The sequence below is a fragment of the Streptomyces sp. NPDC101234 genome, from assembly GCF_044767525.1.
Taxonomy (GTDB): Bacteria; Actinomycetota; Actinomycetes; order Streptomycetales; family Streptomycetaceae; genus Streptomyces; species Streptomyces sasae.
The window spans coordinates 17,009-35,265 of record NZ_JBIWOA010000055.1 but is presented as its reverse complement, the minus strand read 5'-3'; the positions used below and the strand labels follow the sequence as shown (position 1 = coordinate 35,265).

18 protein-coding genes, 2 tRNA genes and 1 riboswitch are annotated in these 18,257 nt (G+C 70.1%); of the genes, 11 read left to right on the top strand and 9 right to left on the bottom strand.

The genetic code is table 11. The features are described from left to right. Positions 1-1,182: 1,182 nt before the first annotated feature. The 5 genes from ACIRR9_RS51230 (at position 1,183) to ACIRR9_RS51210 (ending at position 4,119) form a co-directional block, all read left to right on the top strand. Complete coding sequence (locus tag ACIRR9_RS51230; RefSeq protein WP_403767471.1) at positions 1,183-1,938, top strand: DUF5131 family protein; 756 nt, start codon at positions 1,183-1,185, stop codon at positions 1,936-1,938. 100 nt (positions 1,939-2,038) lie between these two features. Continuing rightward, entirely contained in the window at positions 2,039-3,166 is a 1,128-nt protein-coding gene (locus ACIRR9_RS51225; RefSeq protein WP_403767468.1) for a three-Cys-motif partner protein TcmP, read from the top strand. Positions 3,167-3,246: 80 nt separating this feature from the next. Then, entirely contained in the window at positions 3,247-3,714 is a 468-nt protein-coding gene (locus tag ACIRR9_RS51220) for a hypothetical protein (RefSeq protein ID WP_403767465.1), read from the top strand. 5 nt (positions 3,715-3,719) lie between these two features. After that, a complete protein-coding gene (locus tag ACIRR9_RS51215) occupies positions 3,720-3,908 on the top strand; it encodes a hypothetical protein (protein ID WP_403767462.1) in 189 nt (62 codons plus the stop codon). A gap of 138 nt (positions 3,909-4,046) precedes the next feature. Continuing rightward, positions 4,047-4,119: transfer RNA gene (locus tag ACIRR9_RS51210), tRNA-Lys, on the top strand. Between the two features lie 127 nt (positions 4,120-4,246). Here ACIRR9_RS51210 and ACIRR9_RS51205 read toward each other — a convergent pair. After that, positions 4,247-5,365 (bottom strand): PP2C family protein-serine/threonine phosphatase, encoded by a 1,119-nt coding sequence (locus tag ACIRR9_RS51205; RefSeq protein ID WP_403767459.1) that lies wholly within the window; start codon positions 5,363-5,365, stop codon positions 4,247-4,249. 115 nt (positions 5,366-5,480) lie between these two features. Between ACIRR9_RS51205 and ACIRR9_RS51200 the strand changes: the two genes are divergently transcribed. After that, positions 5,481-5,645, top strand: a complete 165-nt coding sequence (locus ACIRR9_RS51200) for a hypothetical protein (protein ID WP_403767456.1) — start codon at positions 5,481-5,483, stop codon at positions 5,643-5,645. Positions 5,646-5,652: 7 nt separating this feature from the next. On the opposite strand, the gene ACIRR9_RS51195 is transcribed toward ACIRR9_RS51200, so the two are convergent. Beyond that, positions 5,653-6,303, bottom strand: a complete 651-nt coding sequence (locus ACIRR9_RS51195; RefSeq protein WP_403767453.1) for a DUF3566 domain-containing protein — start codon at positions 6,301-6,303, stop codon at positions 5,653-5,655. A gap of 419 nt (positions 6,304-6,722) precedes the next feature. Here ACIRR9_RS51195 and ACIRR9_RS51190 point away from each other — a divergent pair, with 419 nt between their 5' ends. Next, positions 6,723-7,925 carry an MFS transporter gene (locus ACIRR9_RS51190; protein WP_403767451.1) on the top strand — a complete coding sequence of 401 codons (1,203 nt, stop codon included), beginning with the start codon at positions 6,723-6,725 and terminating at the stop codon, positions 7,923-7,925. 84 nt (positions 7,926-8,009) lie between these two features. On the opposite strand, the gene ACIRR9_RS51185 is transcribed toward ACIRR9_RS51190, so the two are convergent. The 4 genes from ACIRR9_RS51185 to ACIRR9_RS51170 all read right to left on the bottom strand — a co-directional run bounded on the left by ACIRR9_RS51185 (position 8,010) and on the right by ACIRR9_RS51170 (position 10,211). Beyond that, entirely contained in the window at positions 8,010-8,225 is a 216-nt protein-coding gene (locus ACIRR9_RS51185) for a hypothetical protein (protein ID WP_403767449.1), read from the bottom strand. Positions 8,226-8,231: 6 nt separating this feature from the next. Continuing rightward, on the bottom strand, positions 8,232-8,819 hold the full coding sequence (locus ACIRR9_RS51180) for an O-methyltransferase (RefSeq protein ID WP_403767447.1): 588 nt from the start codon (positions 8,817-8,819) through the stop codon (positions 8,232-8,234). A 67-nt stretch (positions 8,820-8,886) separates the two neighbouring features. Further along, entirely contained in the window at positions 8,887-9,528 is a 642-nt protein-coding gene (ribA, locus tag ACIRR9_RS51175; RefSeq protein WP_403767444.1) for a GTP cyclohydrolase II, read from the bottom strand. A 152-nt stretch (positions 9,529-9,680) separates the two neighbouring features. Continuing rightward, positions 9,681-10,211 (bottom strand): MarR family winged helix-turn-helix transcriptional regulator, encoded by a 531-nt coding sequence (locus ACIRR9_RS51170; RefSeq protein ID WP_403767441.1) that lies wholly within the window; start codon positions 10,209-10,211, stop codon positions 9,681-9,683. Between the two features lie 100 nt (positions 10,212-10,311). Between ACIRR9_RS51170 and ACIRR9_RS51165 the strand changes: the two genes are divergently transcribed. From ACIRR9_RS51165 to ACIRR9_RS51150, 4 genes are all read left to right on the top strand, one after another. Next, the gene (locus tag ACIRR9_RS51165; protein WP_403767438.1) at positions 10,312-11,439 is read left to right on the top strand and encodes a dihydrofolate reductase family protein; all 1,128 of its coding nucleotides are present in this window, start codon (positions 10,312-10,314) and stop codon (positions 11,437-11,439) included. Positions 11,440-11,501: 62 nt separating this feature from the next. Further along, positions 11,502-11,575 (top strand) — tRNA-Met (locus tag ACIRR9_RS51160). A 325-nt stretch (positions 11,576-11,900) separates the two neighbouring features. Next, positions 11,901-12,060: riboswitch (cyclic di-AMP (ydaO/yuaA leader) on the top strand. Between the two features lie 7 nt (positions 12,061-12,067). Further along, a complete protein-coding gene (locus ACIRR9_RS51155; protein WP_365339573.1) occupies positions 12,068-13,090 on the top strand; it encodes a M23 family metallopeptidase in 1,023 nt (340 codons plus the stop codon). A 176-nt stretch (positions 13,091-13,266) separates the two neighbouring features. Continuing rightward, the gene (locus ACIRR9_RS51150) at positions 13,267-14,229 is read left to right on the top strand and encodes an aldo/keto reductase (protein ID WP_403767435.1); all 963 of its coding nucleotides are present in this window, start codon (positions 13,267-13,269) and stop codon (positions 14,227-14,229) included. Between the two features lie 355 nt (positions 14,230-14,584). Here the strand turns inward: ACIRR9_RS51150 and ACIRR9_RS51145 are convergent, their stop codons facing one another. The 3 genes from ACIRR9_RS51145 to lhgO form a co-directional block, all read right to left on the bottom strand. Continuing rightward, positions 14,585-15,934 carry a PrsW family intramembrane metalloprotease gene (locus tag ACIRR9_RS51145; RefSeq protein ID WP_403767432.1) on the bottom strand — a complete coding sequence of 450 codons (1,350 nt, stop codon included), beginning with the start codon at positions 15,932-15,934 and terminating at the stop codon, positions 14,585-14,587. Positions 15,935-15,944: 10 nt separating this feature from the next. After that, positions 15,945-16,826 (bottom strand): tRNA (guanosine(46)-N7)-methyltransferase TrmB, encoded by an 882-nt coding sequence (trmB, locus tag ACIRR9_RS51140; protein WP_365339569.1) that lies wholly within the window; start codon positions 16,824-16,826, stop codon positions 15,945-15,947. A 77-nt stretch (positions 16,827-16,903) separates the two neighbouring features. After that, entirely contained in the window at positions 16,904-18,124 is a 1,221-nt protein-coding gene (gene lhgO / locus ACIRR9_RS51135) for an L-2-hydroxyglutarate oxidase (protein ID WP_385677723.1), read from the bottom strand. Between the last annotated feature and the right edge of the window lie 133 nt (positions 18,125-18,257).

The following is an 18,257-nucleotide window of genomic DNA, read 5'->3' as shown; positions in this document are numbered from 1 at the left end:
GACCCGATGACACTCGTCACGGACGGGCGAGCAGCCTGAAGCGGAATCGGCAGGATGGCCTCGGCGAACCGTCGGAGCCATCCACAGGCGGCCGACGGGACGAGGAACAGGAGCTGGCATAGCGAAAAAGCCCTCCGGGAGGGGCACGAGGACGAAGGCGGCCTCATGGTGGACCACCGCACCCCGCCGCCCCCGGCGGCACGCGGCCTGGATCACCCGTTCGAGTGCACAGTCGACACGATGTGCCGCGGGACGCTCCCACTCCTCCGGATCGCGCCTTAGACAGCTATTCGATCGGAGGCATTGCCCTCCTATTGGTGTGGGGGCCACCGGCTCCGAGGACCGTGCTGTCACGGCAGGCGGCCCCGGAGGTGTCCTCGAAAGGTCAGGGGCTGTCGACGTCTGTGGGCAGGCGTTCACTGCGGAGGCCATCGGTCACTTCTTCGCACGGCCAACCCCAGTCGTGTTGCCGACGGCTGTCTGATCACGGCCACCGTCCTGGCAGGTCCTGATCGCCGCCTCCCAGCACAGCAACACGAAACTCCACCGCATCGCCGACGCCCTTGTGCAGACCACCAACGGCCACGACCTGCCCGCACCTTTCGCCGGCCACCTGGCCACCGCGGTCAAAGCACACACCGAGCAGCCCACTGACCGGACACCTGCCCGTGGACAAGGAGCTGGGGAGCGCTGACATGTGCTCTGCCGCGTAGCGCTGCGAGATCGTCATGGAAGACGCCGTCGACGTCGACGAGGTCGGGCCACCATCGTAGGGAGCACCGCGACGGGGGCACCTTCCGTCGCTGCCCCCTGCGAGAGCGACGGCGCGGCTGTGATGAGCGGCGCCACGTTCTGGCTCGTCAACCAGCTCTCCGGCGGGCAGGGCGGCATGAGCTGAGCTTCGGATCTTGTGCTTGATCATGTTGATCACCAGGCTGTCCTGCACAGGGATGCCAGAGAGATCCATTGCTGGGCATTCGTCGGCGCACCGAGTTGCGTATACCGACCGCCGGACCTGTAAGACGTGCCATCACCCCAACACCCCCTTCACGGAACACCCGTTCGAAGTGAAGGATGGGGGTGATCGCGTGTCAGTTCGGCACGTCGCTCGTTAGGCAGCGCAGTCGAGGCGTCGAGTGGGCAAGCGCTGATGGCCCTTGTCCACCCGCTACGGGAGGGACCATGGGCGACCGGAGCACGATCGAGTGGACTGAGGCGACTTGGAACCCCACCACGGGATGCGACCGCATCTCGCCTGGGTGCGACAACTGCTACGCCCTGGTGTTATCCAGACGCCTCAAGGCCATGGGGGTCGCCAAGTACCAGGCTGATGGGGATCCAAGGACATCCGGCCCGGGCTTCGGCCTCACTCCGCACTCGGACGCGTTGGCCATTCCCCGACAGTGGAAAGCCCCGCGAATGGTCTTCGTCAACTCGATGAGCGACCTCTTCCACGCCAAGGTCCCCCTGAGCTTCGTTCGGCAGGTCTTCGAAGTGATCGCCGAGACGCCTCAGCACACCTACCAGCTACTGACCAAGCGTGCCCGGAGGCTGCGACGAGTGGCCGGCGACCTCGACTGGCCCCCCAACCTCTGGATGGGAGTCTCCGTCGAAGACGCGGATCACCTGGACCGCGTCGACGATCTACGCCAAGTGCCCGCCGCCGTTCGCTTTCTTTCCTGCGAGCCCTTGCTCGGCCCGTTGACCGGCCTGCGTCTGGACGGCATCGGCTGGGTCATCGCCGGCGGAGAGTCGGGGCCGCACCACCGTCCCGTCCGGGAGGAATGGCTGATGGACATCCGCGACGCCTGCGGCGACGCCGACGTGCCCTTCTTCTTCAAGCAATGGGGAGGCCGCACCCCGAAGGCGGGAGGCCGCGAACTGGACGGGGCGACCTGGGACGAGATGCCTCCCCGGGTACCCGTCGCGGCCCATTAGCGGCCAAAGTACAGCAAGCGCCGTACGCACTCTGGTGGCGTATGGCAACGGTGTGTGACCCTCTCCCCAGCGGGGCCGACGCAAGCAGGGGGGAGCGGCTATGGCCGTACCGAAGGAAGCCGTGTGGGATCGCGATCCGCACACGGCGGCCAAACACGACTTACTCAAGCGGTACTTGGAGGCGTGGGCGCCGATTCTGCTGTCCAGGAAAGACGTCATCACCTACGCCGAAGGCTTTGCAGGCGCAGGGGTCTACAAGCAGGGCGAGCCCGGCTCCCCGGTCATTGCTTACGACGTCTTCGCCGACGCTCTGCACAGGTACCCGAAGCGTATGCGAGTGATCCTCATGGAAGAGGATCCGCGACGCGTCCGGGAACTTGAGCACCAGATGGCACTCGCCCGTTCCAGGCACACGGACCACATCGCCAAGCGGCTGACCGTCGACATACAAGAAGTCGACTTCCATCCGGCCCTCCTGCAGAAGCTGCGGAGCGTCGGCGCCCTGGGGCAGCCACTCTTCGTCCTCCTGGACAGCTTCGGGGGACCGGACATCCCGTATTCGCTGTTGCACGAGTTGGGGCACCAGCGAGGTACCGAAGTGATGGTGACCTTCGGCCCCACGTTCCTCACCCGGTTCGCCAAGAAGGACGAGGGTCACCGCCAACGGGGCGACGAAGCGTTCGGCAATCAGGAGTGGCAGGCTGTCTTCCAGCAGCCCTCCTCGCACAAGTCCACCTTCCTCCGCGAGCGGTACCGGGACACTCTGCGCCAGGCCGGCTTCACACACACCCTCTACTTCGAGATGGTCGACGAGGGCAACCGGAAGCTCTACCTGCTCTTCGGCACCCAGCACGAGCTGGGACTGGAGAAGATGAAGGACGCCATGTGGAAGGTGGACCCGTCTTACGGTGTCCGCTACCGCGACCCCAGGGATGCCAAGCAGCAGACGCTGGAGCTCGAACTCGAACCGAATACCGCTCCGCTACGGCGCATTCTGCGCGACTTCGTCTCCGAAGCACCCGATGGGCGGACTGTCCTGGAGCTTCAGCGATACGCCCTCTTGGAGACCGTCTACCGGCCCACTCAAGTGATCAAGGTCGTTCGTCAGCTTCGCGACACAGGCGTCGTAACGACGGGGCCGGGCGCCATCACCAACAAAACACGGGTCACCATGGCAACCGCTGCACCCGAGCCCAGCCCGTCGGCGGAACAAGAAGCGCTCTGGTGAGAGGGGAGTGGTCGCGCTGCCACGGTCGGGCGCCGTGAACGGCGGCCGACCTCAGCTTCCTTCCCTCGTAGGCTCTAGGCATGACGATGACGCCGGGGGAACTGCGGGATCAAGAAGCGACGCTCGATGTGCTGAACAACGAGTTGGCCGCGCGGCTGGCTCGCCAGTCCGACTCCTTGGGAAAGATCGACACCAAGGCGGTGTTCCTGCTCGGGTTCGCGGCGACGGCGGCCCAGTTCCTGGCGACACACAAGCATCACGCCGTCCTCGCCTACCTGGCCTTCGCCGCGTATGCACTCGCCCTGCTGGCAGGCGTCCAGACATTTCGTGTGGCGGACCACAAGGACCTAGAGCCGCGTCAGTTGCTCGTCGCCCACGTGCGGTCCCCGAAGAGCCAGGTGTTGATCGAATTGGCAGCCACGCGTGCCTCGATCTTTGAGGAGAACCAGCGGCGGCACCAGCAGAAGGCCAGGTACTGGAGCGCCAGCCTGTGGCTGCTCGTTGGCGGGCTCGCGCTGTCGACCGCCGCGCTCCTCCTGCACACTTGAGTCTCATGACCGACAACCAGAACCAGGGCGCGGGGCAGACGCCGGCCGCGCCACCGCCCGCGCCGCCGACGCCGCAGCCGGACATCGTGGATATCTATACCAACCAGGCTCTGATCGGCACCGAGAAGAAGAGCGACACCAACCCCACGATCACCAAGGCGGTTCGTCCTCAGAGCGGCGTCGAGTACCGCTGATCGCGCGGTTCTCCCTGATCAGGGGCTCGTCCTGCGTGAGCGATGCGTGAGCGGATGGTCTGGCACGAGCCATCACGGAGTAATCCGTGCGAGGCGCAGCATCTGCTCTGACCAGGTGGTTCCGGACACCGAAGAACCGTCCGGAACCACCTGGCAAGCTTTGGCCAGGACTTTTAATCCATTGGTTGTGGGTTCGAGTCCCACACGGCCTACCGGATGTGGGCGGGGGAGATGACCCCTGACCTGCCGGGCAGCGCCTGATCCGACTTCGGTCGGGTCGGGCGCTGCCGCGTTTTCGGGCTCGTGCGGCCGAGTTGGGCCACCCGTCATGCCAGGGCTCAGTCGCGCTGGACGACGATCATCGCCATGTCGTCGTTCAGCCGGCCGCCCGCGTACGCCCGGACGTCCGCGGCGAGCCGCTCGACGAGCGGACCGGGCGCGTTGTCCGCCCAGGCCGTGGCGCGTTCGGCGAGCGGATAGAAGTCGCCGTCCGCGTTGCGGGCCTCGCTGACGCCGTCGGTGTACAGGAACAACCTGTCGCCGTGTTCGAACGGGAAGGTCACCGGTACGTAGTACCCGTCGGCACCGTCCGTGTCGCCCAGGCCGAGTGGCGGCGCCGGTTCGGGGACCGTCAGCGCCAGCGTGGTCCTGGTGCGGCCCAGCAGGAGGGGCGGCGGGTGCCCGCAGCTGATCAGATGCACCACGGGCTCGTCGTCCGGGATGTCTATGACGGCGGCGGTCACGAAGCGCTCGGCGGCGTCCTCCGCCGGCTCCGAGAACTCCGCGAGTCCCCAGCGGACGGCGTCCTCGATATAGGCGACCAGCTCCGGCAGCGGGATCCGACGGTGTGCGGCGGCGCGGAAGGCACCCAGCACGATCGCCGTGTCGCTGATCGAGGGCAGCCCCTTGCCCCGGACGTCCCCGATGAGCAGCCGCGTGGAGCCGGGGATCCGGGCGGCCGCGTAGAGGTCGCCGCCGATGGTCGCGTCCACTTCGGCGCTGCGGTAGTGCGAGGCGAGAGTGACGGGTCCGGCCCGCTTCGGCAACGGCCGCAGCACCACGCGCTGGGCCGCGTCCGATACCGAGCGCACCCTGACGAGCTCCCGTTCATGCCGGTCCCGCAGGCGGGTGAAGAGGACGAGGAAGGCACAGACGGTGACGAGGGCGGCGAGCTCGACGAGGACACTCTCGGTGGCCAGCGTCCGTCGCTCCAGGCCGGCGAGGACCAGTGCGAGAACCGCCAGCGCCCCGATCAGCGCGGTGCTGCGCGGCCCGGTGCCGACCGCGGTGACGGCCACGGCGACGACAAGGAGGTGGGCGAGATGGATGTCCGGCGGCAGGAACCCGTCGGCCACCGGGATCGTGACGATCACCAGGATCGGCCCGGCCAGCCAGCGGGCCGCAGGCGCGGAACGGCGCCATCCTCGCAGGGTCTCGACCAAGGATGTCGTGATCATCGCAGCGCTCACGTCGTGCTCCGGTGCTCGTCCCCCTGCCCCGCCAACGCACGGCGACGTCTCTCCCATTCCCGGGCGTCCCCGAGACGGGGGCGGAGCAGGCGCGGGACCGGTCGTGGCGGGACTGGCGGATACGGCCGCGTACGGCATGCGCCGGCGCTGGTGCTCGCCCCTGCGCAACACCGCTGGAACCGGAGCAGGCGGCTACATCGTCACCGTGCCGGATCTGCACCCCGACGGGTTGCTCGCGTCGGCGTGTGTGCCCGGGCGGGAGGTGTGATCCGAGGTTACGGCTGCTCGGGGTGGTGGTTCTCTTCGGGAGCGGGTCGGGAGGAGCCGTCGTGGCGTCGGCGGGAAGGGTGGTCGCCCGTGCGGGAGTCGGTCGGCAGGCAGGCGTGCAGGCGTTGCCGGGCTCGGGTCTGCAGCCGTGTCATGAGCTGGAGGGCCTGGGCGGCCGGTACCGGGTCGCTGAGATCGTCGGTCAGGGCCACCTCGACTCCGCCGCTGAACCGCGCGGTGTAGTTGTACATGAAGCTGCACAGGCAGGCCAGGACGGTGCCCAGGACCACCTCCAGCGTGACCACCCCGGAGGCGACGATCAGCGTCTCCCACGGCGTCGGCCACTCGCCCGGGGCCACGATGTCCAGCAGCACCGACGCACCGAGCACGGCGCCGAGGACGCACACTCCCAGGCCTCCCAGGAAGAGGGAGCTCATCACCGTGACCGACCAGGGGTTGGTCTCGGATATGCGCATGTGGGTGAGCCGACGCGGTGGGGCGTGCGGGAGGGCGTGATCACGGGCTGGCGCGGGCTGCGGTGACTCGGGTCCGGGTGTCTTCGGGGTGGGCGCCGTCGGTGCCGTCACGATGCGGGACGCGATCCTCGGCACCCGCTTACGGGCCGTGCTGTGGGTCCTGCTGCGCTTGGTTCGGCTCATGTCCACTCCCTGGCTGGCCCCCACCTGCGACGTTATGTGCGGGTGTGCGGCCGCGCATCCCCGGCGACGACGGTGAGTGAGCGGGAGCGGGCCGGTCTCGGCGGGCCGGTGCGGGGCCCGCCCGGTCCTGGGTCCGTACGACCGGACATCACCCGTTCGGCCTACATCTCCGGCCAGTAAGGGCTTGCTAAAGATTCTTTCGGCGGGGGTTGTCCACCGAGGGCTGTGGATACAAGTGACGAGTCGAACAGACGAGTCGAACAGGCGAGTCCGACAGACGGGTTCGTCAGCCGGGGGGATTCTTGACGCGGTCGGGCGGTCGGGCGTCGTGGTTGCTCGGGCGGCGGCGGAGTTCACCCGGTGCACATCCGGCAGGGTCCCGGCGGAACACGGCCGGGATCGCGGTCTTCCTCGTGCTGATGGTCGACTCCGTGGTCACCGGGCTGTTCGTCCCGTTGTCCCTGCTGTACCTGTCGGCGAGTTCGGGTGCGTCGCTGGTGCGGGTGGGGACCCTGCTGAGCCTGGCCGGGCTGGTGTCCCTTCCGCTGCCGCTGTGGGTCGGCGGTCTCGTCGACCGGCTCGGGCCCAGACCGGTCGTGCTGGTCGCGCAGCTGCTCCAGGCGGCCGGTTTCCTCGGGTACCTCATGGTCCGTGACAGCGGTGGGATCCTGCTGGCCGCGACCGTCGCGTCACTGGGGCAGCGCGCCTTCTGGTCCTCGGCCTTCACCCTCGTCAGCAATCTGTCCGACCGTGACCCCGGCGGGCACTCCCGGGAGCGGTGGTTCGGCATCATCGGCTCGTTGCGTGCGGCGGGCTACGGGGTCGGGGCCATCACCGCGGGCATCGCGCTGTCGGTGAAGTCGGGCCCGGTGTACCGGGGGACGATCGGTGCCTGCGCCTGTCTGCTGCTGGTCGCCGCCCTGCTGCTGGAACGGGGAGTGCCGCGGACCGCGACGCTGCCGGTCCGGTCGGGTCGTGAGGAGCCGGGCGGACGCGGTTACCGGGCGTTGTGGGCCGACCGTCCCTACCTCGCGCTCGTGGGGCTGAACACGGTGTTCGCGCTGTGCAACGTCATGCTCAGCATCGCCTTCCCGCCGTTCGTCGACCGCCGGCTGCCCGAAGTGACCTGGGCGGTCGGTCCGCTGCTGGCGTTGAACACGGTGGTGCAGGCCGTGCTCCAGACCCCGGTCGTGCGTCTGATCCGGCCGCTGCCCCGGCACAGGTCGCTGTGTCTGGCCGGCGTTCTCTGGGCCGCGTGGGCGGGTCTGACGGCCGGCCCGCTGTGGCTGCCGCGGGCTCTGTGGGTGCCCTGCCTCACCGTGGCCGTGCTGTGCTACTCGGCGGCCCAGCTGGTGCACTCCCCCGTCTCGAACGCGCTGTCCGCGGATGCCGCGCCCGACGGGATCCGCGGCCGTTACATCGCCGTCTTCCAGTACTCCTTCGCCATCGCCACGGTCGTCGCCCCGCTGCTGTTCTCGCTGCTGCTCGGCATGTCGAGCGCGGCTCCCTGGATCACCCTGGCGGCGCTCGCCCTGGCGACGGTTCCGGGCATGCTGGCCCTTGCCCCGCGCCTGCCGCACGCCGCGTCGGCGACGGGCGCAGCCGGGCGGAGCGCCGCCTGAGACCGCACGGAGTGAGCACGACGCCGACCGCATCCGGCTGTGCCGCAGCATCCGGCTGTGCCGCGTGCTGCCGCCACCACCGCGCTACAGCTGCCGGTCCGCTCGCCGGCCGACCGAAGTGAGGGCCGCCGGGCCACCGTTGGCCAGGCCCTTGTGGGTCACCGTCCGCGACGGGCCGAGCTCGTGCGCGAGCCGTTGCGCCGACGCCGAGCCCGCGCGGAACAACCGCTCGCACTCGGCGCCGTACTTACCGTCGTCCCGGGCCCGCACGAGCAGGAACTGTGGTTCTTCGCGGGGCATACCGGGTCAGCGCAGCCGTACGCCGGTCAGTACCCCGTCGCCCACCTCGTGGAGTGCGACGGCGAACTCCTGCTCCGTGGTGAGCAGTTCGTGGAACGCGGCCACCTGTTCCCGGTGGCTCGACGCGTTGTCGACGGCCAGCACGCCGTACGGCTTCAGGATCCGCCGCAGATGCGGCCAGTAGTCCACGTACGCCGGCCGCTCGGCGTCGAGGACGACCAGGTCGACGGTCGCGTCCGGGGTGCCGGCCAGGACCACGGCGCCGTCGCCGTGGACGACGTCCACGTGGTCGCCGACCCAGGCGCGCGCCAGGTTCGCCCGTGCGGCCGCGACCCGCGCCCCGTCGATCTCCACCGTCGTCAGCCGGCCGCCGGTGTCGCGGACCGCGTCGGCGAACCAGATCGCCGAGTAGCCGTTGGAGGTGCCGATCTCCAGTACGGACGAGGCGTGCCGGGCGCGGATCAGGGTGGCGATCAGCCGGGCGGCGTCCGGGGTCATGTTCCGCAGCCGGAGCAGCCGGTCGGCGAGCGGGCCGTCGTGCGCCCGTCCTTCCCGGTGGAGGTCGTCGAGAACATGCGCCAGCTGGTCGTCCACGGAGGCTCCCGTCACAGAGGTGCGTGAGTTCTCGTTGCTAGCACATCCGGCCGGTCCGTGCCGGGGCTCAGCCCGCGTTGAGCTCCGTCAACTCGCCCAGCGGCAGGGTGTGCTGGGTGTGCAGGACCTTCGCGCGCAGGTAGCGGACGTTGTGGGCGGTGCTGAAGACACCGGTCGGGACGCGGTCCCGGACGGTGACGTCGAGTCCGCGCAACTGCTCGGCCTTGTCGGGGTTGTTGGAGAGCAGGTCGAGCTCGTCGATGCCGAGGGCGCGCAGCATCTGGGCGGCGGCGGTGTAGTCGCGGGCGTCCTCGGGGAGGCCGAGGGCGGCGTTCGCCTCGTAGGTGTCGAGGCCCTGGTCCTGGAGGGCGTAGGCGTCGAGCTTGTTGTAGAGGCCGATGCCGCGTCCCTCCTGGCGCAGGTAGAGCAGGACGCCGCCGCGGTCGGCGATGCGCTCGACGGCCTCGCGCAGCTGGGGGCCGCAGTCGCAGCGGGCGGAGCCGAAGACGTCGCCGGTCAGGCACTCGGAGTGCAGGCGGACCAGCGGGAGGGTGCCGGGGGCGGGGTCGCCCAGGACGACGGCCACGTGCTCCTGGCCGTCGGTCAGGCCGTGGAAGGTGACGAGCTCGGCGTCGACGCTGTAGCCGTCGTTGAAGCGCAGCGGGACCCGGACGCGGGCGCGCTGGGTGGCGGCGGGGTAGTCGGTCATCGGGTTCTCCTGTGTCCGGGTGCAGGACGGTTGTCCCTGTGGGGGACGTCGCGGGCGCCTGCTTCAGATTTGAAGCAGATCCACGGCTGGAACCCTACCCCATGTTTTAAATTTGAAGCAACAGATTTCTGTGAGGAGCCTGAACCCGGGGTTCACGAAGAGGAGGAACCGGAACAGGGGGACGAGCGGCGCCGCCACGGCACCTCGTCGGACGTCGGCCGCGGGGCCTCGTCACCCTCCAGTGCCCGCGCGATCACGGAGCTGATCTCCTGCAGCTGTTCCACCTGGTCCTCGGAGAGACGGTCGAACACCGCCGCCCGTACGGTGTCCACATGGCCCGGCGCCGTGCGCTCCAGCACCGCCATGCCCTCGTCCGTCAGGATCGCGAAGCTGCTCCGCTTGTCCCACTGGCAGTCCTCGCGCCGGATCAGCCCGTCCTTCTCCAGCCGGGTCACGGCGTACGTCAGCCGGCTGCGGGTGATCTTCGCCTTCGCGGCGAGATCGGTCATCCGCAGCTTGCGCTCCGGCTCCTCGGAGAGGTTGGCCAGGATGCCGTAGTACAGGTGCGGCATGCCGGCGTCCTGCTGGAGCTGGCGGTCGATCGCGTCCTCCAGGAGGTTCGTCGCCGCCATGAATGCGCGCCAGGCGCGCTGCTCCTTCGGGGTGAGCCAGCGAGTCGTCATGGGGTCAGTGTAGGTTTGTTTCAAACTTTAACCAAGCGTCCAGTTCGCAGGTCTCGTCCCACCGCCCCCGCCCGCCCGCCGCCGAGAGTGAGCGCGTCCGATGCCGTACCCCCACGTCCTGCTGTCCGCCGCCGTCTCCCTCGACGGCTACCTCGACGACACCGGCCCCGACCGACTGCTGCTCTCGTCCCCGGCCGACTTCGACCGCGTCGACGAGGTGCGCGCGTCCGTCGACGCGATCCTGATCGGCGCCGGCACGATCCGCGCGGACAACCCGCGGCTCCTGGTCAACGACCCCGGGCGGCGTGCGGCCCGGGTCGCCGCCGGGAAGCCGGAGTACCCCCTCAAGGTCACGGTCACCGCGACCGGCGACCTCGACCCGGACGCGAACTTCTGGCACACGGGAGGCGAGAAGGTCCTCTACACGACGGATGCGGGTGCGGATCGGGCGGCCGCCCTGGGCGTCGCCGCCGACATCGTCGCCCTCGGCGCCGACCTCGACTGGCGCCGCCTCCTGGAGCATCTGCACGACGTACGGGGCGTACGGCGCCTGATGGTCGAGGGCGGCGGCACCGTCCACACCCAGCTCCTCCAGCAGGGCCTCGCCGACGAGGTCCAGCTGGTGCTGGCCCCGCTGTTCGTGGGCGACCCGAAGGCGCCGCGCCTGTTCGGTCCCGGCGGCTACCAGGCCGGGCGGCTGCGGCTCCTGGAGAGCCGCCGTATCGAGGACGTCGTCCTCATGCGCTACGAGCCCACGGCCCCCGGCGAGGGCGCGCCGGCCTTTGCCGCCGACCGCCACTGGCTGCGGCTCGCCTGTGAGCTGGCGGCCGAGTGCCCGCCGTCCCGGACGGCGTTCAGCGTCGGCGCGGTGGTGGTCGCGGCCGACGGCACGGAACTGGCCCGCGGCCACTCCCGGGAGGCCGGCGACCCCGTGGTCCACGCGGAGGAGGCGGCCCTGGCCAAGATCGACCCGGCCGACCCCCGCCTGCCCACGGCCACGGTCTACACCAGCCTCGAACCCTGCACCCACCGCTCCTCCCGCCCGCACCCCTGCGCCGAGCTGATCCTCAGGGCGGGGGTACGCCGGGTGGTGACGGCGTGGCGCGAGCCCGACACGTTCGTGGCGGCCGCCGACGGGACGGGGATGCTGAGGGACCGCGGGGTGGCGGTGGTGGTGCTCGGGGAGTACGAGGAACTGGCGAAGGCGCCGAACGCGCACCTCGTGTGACGAGGGCCCCTCGTAACCCGTGTGACTTCCCCTCTTCCGATGGCGTATGCTGGTTTCACCGACGCGGGGTGGAGCAGCTCGGTAGCTCGCTGGGCTCATAACCCAGAGGTCGCAGGTTCAAATCCTGTCCCCGCTACTGAAGGCCAGGGCCGGAATCCGAATTCTAGGATTCCGGCCCTGAGTCGTATCCCGTCCGCGCTGATGGGCGCAGCCTCGCCGCCGTCACACTCGGTGTCCGGACGACCGCCCTCCGCGTAACATCTGAGACACCATCAAAACGCGTGTGACTCCTGGTGTGAACAGGAGGTCCGGTCAACTCGCCCGTTTTTCGCCTGTCGTGGCAGGTAAGTCCATGCTGTGGAAGCTTAATGATCAAGGCGAACAGCTTGGAATCTGACGGCTGGGTCTATTAACGTTCGATAACGCAGCGCGGTCGTCCCAGCCGTCACCCGCGACGGCTCCGTGCGCACGCGCCGAATCCCGTGAGGGAACCGGGGAACCACCACCTTGGGGTGAATCGCGAGGCTACCGCCGGGTACAAAACGGCCGGTATACGCGCGTAGGAGACCTTCTGCTCCGAACCCGTCAGCTAACCCGGTAGGCGGCGGAAGGAAAGGAGTGCGCCCGCGTGGCGTCCAACCCACCTGCCCCGACAGCTCCGTTCGTGCCCAGCCAGCGGCAACCCGACACCTTCGGCTACGGCAGCTACCGCACCGACGAGGGCCCCTGGGAGGAGTGGAACCCCACCGAGGACTCCCTCGACCCGGTACGCGGCCGGCACCGGGTCGCCAAGCAGCGCGGCGGCGGGCTCGCCCGCAGCTCCACGGTTCTCGGCGTCGGTGTCATCGCCGCCGTCGGCGCGGGCGGCATGGCCAGCGCCAACACCGGCAAGCCGCCGGTCTCCATCTCCATGCCCGACCTGTCCTCCGTCGACTCCCTGTTCGGCGGGAACGGCGGCCACCAGGCCACCCAGACCGCGCTGAGCAGTGTCACCACGACGACCGCCACCGACGCGGACTCCTCCTCGTCCGACGCCGGCGAGGCGCTGCGCAACCGGATCATCGCCCAGGCCGAGCGGCAGCAGAACCAGCTCGACACCAAGGCCGTCGCCGCCGCCGACAAGGCGATCTCCGCCGCGGAGGCCAAGGCGGAGAAGGCGGCCGCGGCCAAGGCCGCCGACTCCAAGGAGAAGGCGCAGGCCACCGAGAAGCAGAAGGCCGAGCAGGCCCGGCTCGCCGCGCTGGCCAAGCAGTACACGCTGCCGGTCGTCTCGTACACGATCACCGGCACCTTCGGCCAGGCCGGCTCCATGTGGTCCTCCGGCTACCACACCGGCCTCGACTTCGCGGCCCCCACCGGCACGCTGATCAAGGCCGTCCACAGCGGTACGGTCACCGAGGCGGGCTGGGCCGGCTCCTACGGCTACCGCACGATCCTGACCCTGGACGACGGCACCGAGCTGTGGTTCTGCCACCAGTCCTCGATCGGCGTCTCGGTCGGCCAGAAGGTCTCCACCGGCGATGTCATCGGCCGCGTGGGCGCCACCGGCAACGTCACCGGACCGCACCTCCACCTGGAGGTCCACCCCGGCGGCCAGGCCACCGCCATCGACCCGATGACCTGGCTGCGCGGCAAGGGCCTCAACCCCTGACGGACACTTCCTGATCTCCGGCGGTCCTGACGACAACCCCCCCGACGTCAGGGCTGCCGGTCAGGCGTGTCGGGCCTGCTCCTGCCAGCTGCCTGCTCTCCGGCTGCCCTCCGCTTTTACGAGAACTTCGTATAGCCCCGGCATGGTGTGCCAGGTCACCGATGTTGAACTGAAGCATGACTGCTTCTTCCGCTTCCGCTTCCTTCCGTAAGCTCGGCGCCTCCGACCTGGAGGTCTTCCCGCTCGCCCTCGGCGGCAACGTCTTCGGCTGGACGGCCGACGAGGCCACCTCCTTCGCCGTCCTGGACGCCTACGCGGCCGCGGGCGGCAACTTCGTCGACACCGCCGACGCCTACACGGCCTGGATCGAGGGCAACAAGGGCGGCGAGTCCGAGACGATCATCGGCAAGTGGGTCAAGGCGCGCGGCAACCGCGACGACGTCGTCATCGCGACGAAGGTCAGCCAGCACCCCGACTACCTCGGTCTGTCGGCCGCCAACATCAAGGCCGCCGCCGACGCGTCCCTGCGCCGCCTCGACACCGACCACATCGACCTCTACTACACGCATTTCGACAACCCCGAGGTCCCGGTCGAGGAGATCATCGGCGCGCTCGACGAACTGGTGAGGGCGGGCAAGGTCCGGCACATCGCCGCGTCCAACATCACGCCGGAGCGCCTCCAGGAGTCCCTGGAGTTCTCCGACCGCGAGGGCCTCGCCCGGTACGTCGCGCTGCAGCCCCACTACAACCTGGTCTCCCGGGACACCTACGAGGGCCCCCTCCAGGACCTGGCCTCCCGCACCGGCCTCGCGGCGGTCCCGTACTTCTCCCTGGCCGCCGGCTTCCTCACGGGCAAGTACCGCCCCGGCACGACCGTCGACAGCCAGCGAGCGGGCCGCGCCGCCCAGTACCTGGAGTCCGAGCGCGGCCAGAAGGTCCTGACGGCCCTGGACGAGGTCGCCGAGACCCACAGCGCCCCGATCCCCACGGTCGCCCTGGCCTGGCTGGCGGCCCAGCCCACGATCACCGCCCCGATCGCCTCGGCCCGCACGGTGGAACAGCTCCCGCCCCTGCTGGCAGTCGCAGACCTCCACCTGACAGAGGAAGACCTGAAAAAGCTGACGACCGCATCGGCATGAGCTGACGGGTGGCGGTGGCGGTGGCTTCGGCATGAGCTGACGGGAGGCGGTGACGGTCGCTTCGGGGCGACGTCGGAGGGGTGTGGCACTGCTCTCCCCTCCGCCTCACGCCTCCTCTTCCGCCGCAACGGCGCGCACTCGCAACGGTGCGTTTCGGCGGTGCCGGGCGATCGTGGTCCTGGCGGAGAGCTTCGGCGGCGTCGGGCTGATGGCGGTGGCCTGGCGCCGTGGTCGGACTTCCGGGGCTGCTGCCTTCGCCGTTCACCCTCTACGCCCCGCACCCTCTCTTCCGCCGCAACGGCGCTCGGCCGTAACGGCGCATTCCGGCGGTGCCGATCGGCCGTGGCCCTGACCGCTACGTCTGGTACGGGTTGTACGTCGGATACGGTGCCGCCGTTCCGTACCATCCCGGCGCCCCGTAGACCGGCGCCGGGTATCCGCCGTGCCCCGGCCACCCGGCCGGCGCGGCCGTTCGGGCCGCGTACTCCAGTGCCGGTCGCGTGATCTCCCGTCGGCTCCACAGCTCCGTCAGGAGCTCCCGCTCGCGCACCACGAAGTCGGCCCCCGCCCGCCCCCGCTGCCCGCGCCGCCGCAGCAGTGCGAGCGTCGTCGCGTACCCCTCGTACTCGGCGACGGCCTTTCCCGCCGCCTTGCCGAAGTGGTACGCGGCGTACTCCCGGGCCATCTGTCGTGCCCGCATCGAGCCGAGGACGAACGGCTCGGCCACCCCGATCCACCCCGCGTAGACGTACGCCGGCAGCTCTTCCCGCACGGTCCGCAGTTCCCGCTGCCGTGTCCAGACCGCCAGCCAGGTCAGCAGCCCGAACACCGGCACCATGAACATGCCGTACACGGCGAAGAACCCGAACTGCCCGAAGGTCGACGAGCCGTTCCAGAACGCGTGCATGCTCATGGCGCACAGCAGCCCGGCGATCGGCAGCAGCACGCGCCGCGTCCGCTGCCGTTCCCCGGAGAGCGCGGCGATGCCGAAGCCGATGCCGGTGAAGACCGTGAACAGGGGGTGCGCGAAGGGCGACATGACGATGCGCACGAAGAACGTCGCGGCGGTGACGGAGGCGATCCCGCTGTCACCGGTCAGCTGGTCGGTCCCGAAGGCCGTACCGAGGTAGAGGATGTTCTCGGTGAACGCGAACCCGGTGGCGGTGAGCCCGGCTATCACCACCCCGTCGACGATCCCGGTGAAGTCCCGGCGGCGGAAGAGGAAGACCAGCAGCACGGCGGCGGCCTTCGCCGACTCCTCGACGATCGGCGCTATCACGGTCGCCCCGAGCGTGTCCGCACTGCTCGGATCCGCGGTCGCGGTCGCTATCCAGCGCGTGGCGAAGCTGTTGGCGACGATGGCTATCAGCGCGGCCGCGCAGGCGCCCCAGGCGAAGGCGAAGAGCACGTTGCGCCAGGGACCCGGCTGGACCCGGTCGAGCCACCGGAACGCGGCCACGAGCAGCGGCACGGGCAGTACGGCGAGCCCCAGCCCGACGAGGAAGCCCTCCGTGCCCGTCTGCTCCCGCACCAGCGCCAGGATGACCAGGCCGGAGAGGGCGAGCAGTGTGCTCAGCGCCCCGTACCGCACCCAGCGCCGCTGCCACCAGCGGGGATGCCGCAGACCATCGGCGGCGTCCGGGGCATAGGGCGGATACGTCGGATATGACGGCTGCGACGGGTACGGCGGCGGGTAGCTGGCCACGGCATCGACCCTAACGAGGTGACTCCAGTCGGTGCTGCGGACTCTGCCGCACCCGATGCTGTACGCGACGGAAGAGCAGATCGTTCACCACATGTCCCTTGTCCAGTCCCTGGCCCTCGAAACGGGTCAGCGGCCGGTGCCCGGGACGTGGCGCGAAACCGCCGTCGGCCTGTGTGTTCTCGAACTCGGGGTGCGCGGTGAGCACTTCGAGCATCTGCTCGGCGTACGGCTCCCAGTCCGTCGCACAGTGCACGACCGCCCCCGGCTTCAGCCGGGTCGCGGCGAGGTCGAGGAACTCGGGCTGGATCAGCCGCCGCTTGTGGTGCCGCTTCTTCGGCCAGGGGTCGGGGAAGTACACGCGCAGCCCGTCGAGGGAGTCGGGGCCGAGCATCTCCCGCAGCAGGATGATCGCGTCGCCGTTCCCGACCCGGACGTTGGACAGCCCCTGCTGGTCGGCGAGGTTGAGCAGATTGCCCTGCCCGGGGGTGTGCACGTCCACGGCGAGGATGTTGGTGTCCGGGTCCCCGGCGGCCATCTGCGCGGTCGCCTCGCCCATTCCGAACCCGATCTCCAGCACCACCGGGTTGCCGTTCCCGAACAGCTCGCCGAGGTCGATGGTCCGCTGTCCGTCGATGTCCAGCCCCCACTTGGGCCACAGCCGCTGCAGCGCGTCGGCCTGCCCGGCGGTCACCCGGCTGCGGCGCGGCTGGAAGCTGCGGATCCGCCGCTCGAAGTGCGAGCCGGCCGGATCGGCCTGGGGCCCGTCCGGGAACCGGGGCTCGCCCTTGGCCCGGGTGTGCCGGACGGACACGCCGGGGATGTGGTGGGAGCCCGCGCCGGGGACGGCCTCGGCGGGCTGAGGGGCTTCGGGGGCATTGAGCGAGTCAGACACAGTGCAGTCGATTTTACGGCCCGTACACGGCTCGGAGGGGCCTCGGGGCAGCCTCGTGCTTCGGGGGAGCACACGGGTCACACCGAACCCAGCATGTCCAGCGCCCTCCGTGCCACCTCCCGCCCGATCGGCAGGGAGGCCGTGGCCGCCGGTGAGGGCGCGTTCAGCACATGCACCGCGCGCGGGCCCTCCTTGATCAGGAAGTCGTCGACGAGTGTCCCGTCCCGCAGCACGGCCTGCGCCCGCACCCCGGCGGCCGCCTTCACCAGGTCCGCCTCCTCCGCCACGGGCAGCAGCCGCCGCACGGCCGTCGTGAACGCCCGCTTCGACACCGACCGCAGTAGCTCCCCGCCCCCGTACCGCCAGTGCCGCCGCGCCAGCGCCCACGCCCCCGGCCAGGCCAGCGTCCCGGCGATCTCCCGCGGCCGTACGACACCCCACCCGTACCCCTCCCGGGCCAGTGCCGGCACCGCGTTGGGCCCGATGTGCACGCCCCCGTCGATCCCGCGCGTGAGATGCACCCCGAGGAACGGGAACGCCGGATCCGGCACCGGATACACCAGCCCCCGCACCAGCTCCGGGCGCGCCAGCTCGTAGTACTCGCCCCGGAACGGCACGATCCGCATCCCCGGCTCGTCCCCGGTCAGCCGGGCGACCTCGTCGCAGTACAGCCCGGCACAGTTCACCAGCACACGCGCGCGTACGACGTCCCCGCGCGAGGTGAGCACGGCCACGCCCCGCTCCGGCCGCCGGTCCACCCGGACGACCTGCGCGCCGTACCGGAGCTCCGCCCCCGAGGCGGCCCCGAGCTGCCGGGCGACGCCCACGAAGTCGGCCACCCCGGTCGTCCCGACGTGTATGGCGGCGAGCCCCCGCACCTCGGGCTCGTACTCCCCGATCTGCGCGGACCCCAGCTCCCGCACCGGTATCCCGTTCTCCCGGCCGCGCTGTACGAGCGCGTGCAGCCGGGGCAGCTCGGCCCGCTCGGTGGCGACGATCAGCTTGCCGGTGACAGCGTGCGCGATGCCGTACTCCGCACAGAACTTGACCATCTCGGCGGCACCCTTGACGGCGTACCGGGCCTTCAGCGACCCGGGCCGGTAGTAGATCCCGCTGTGGATGACCCCGCTGTTCCGCCCGGTCTGGTGTCGGGCGGGCCCGCCCTCCTTCTCCAGCACGGTGACCCGGGTCCCGGGCGCGGCACGGGTGATCGCATACGCGGTGGACAGCCCGACGATCCCCCCACCGACGACGAGCACATCACAGTCGTAAGCAATCCCGGCGCGCACCTGCACCACCTCCCACATCGATAGTGCACTGCGCCACTGACATCACTTTGAAACGTGCTTGAGGAAAGCGCCCCGCAAGGGGCGCGGGGCTGTATTCGATATGCGGCTACCGCCGCGCGGGCGCGACCAGCCCCCACGCACC

Coding starts and splice junctions, on each gene's coding strand:
- ACIRR9_RS51170 (WP_403767441.1), bottom strand. CDS start 10,211: ATGACGACTCGCTGGCTCACCCCGAAGGAGCAGCGCGCCTGGCGCGCA.
- ACIRR9_RS51185 (WP_403767449.1), bottom strand. CDS start 8,225: ATGCCCCGCGAAGAACCACAGTTCCTGCTCGTGCGGGCCCGGGACGAC.
- ribA (WP_403767444.1), bottom strand. CDS start 9,528: ATGACCGACTACCCCGCCGCCACCCAGCGCGCCCGCGTCCGGGTCCCG.
- ACIRR9_RS51195 (WP_403767453.1), bottom strand. CDS start 6,303: ATGAGCCGAACCAAGCGCAGCAGGACCCACAGCACGGCCCGTAAGCGG.
- ACIRR9_RS51225 (WP_403767468.1), top strand. CDS start 2,039: ATGGCCGTACCGAAGGAAGCCGTGTGGGATCGCGATCCGCACACGGCG.
- ACIRR9_RS51215 (WP_403767462.1), top strand. CDS start 3,720: ATGACCGACAACCAGAACCAGGGCGCGGGGCAGACGCCGGCCGCGCCA.
- ACIRR9_RS51205 (WP_403767459.1), bottom strand. CDS start 5,365: ATGATCACGACATCCTTGGTCGAGACCCTGCGAGGATGGCGCCGTTCC.
- ACIRR9_RS51150 (WP_403767435.1), top strand. CDS start 13,267: ATGACTGCTTCTTCCGCTTCCGCTTCCTTCCGTAAGCTCGGCGCCTCC.
- ACIRR9_RS51190 (WP_403767451.1), top strand. CDS start 6,723: ATGGTCGACTCCGTGGTCACCGGGCTGTTCGTCCCGTTGTCCCTGCTG.
- ACIRR9_RS51220 (WP_403767465.1), top strand. CDS start 3,247: ATGACGATGACGCCGGGGGAACTGCGGGATCAAGAAGCGACGCTCGAT.
- ACIRR9_RS51165 (WP_403767438.1), top strand. CDS start 10,312: ATGCCGTACCCCCACGTCCTGCTGTCCGCCGCCGTCTCCCTCGACGGC.
- ACIRR9_RS51230 (WP_403767471.1), top strand. CDS start 1,183: ATGGGCGACCGGAGCACGATCGAGTGGACTGAGGCGACTTGGAACCCC.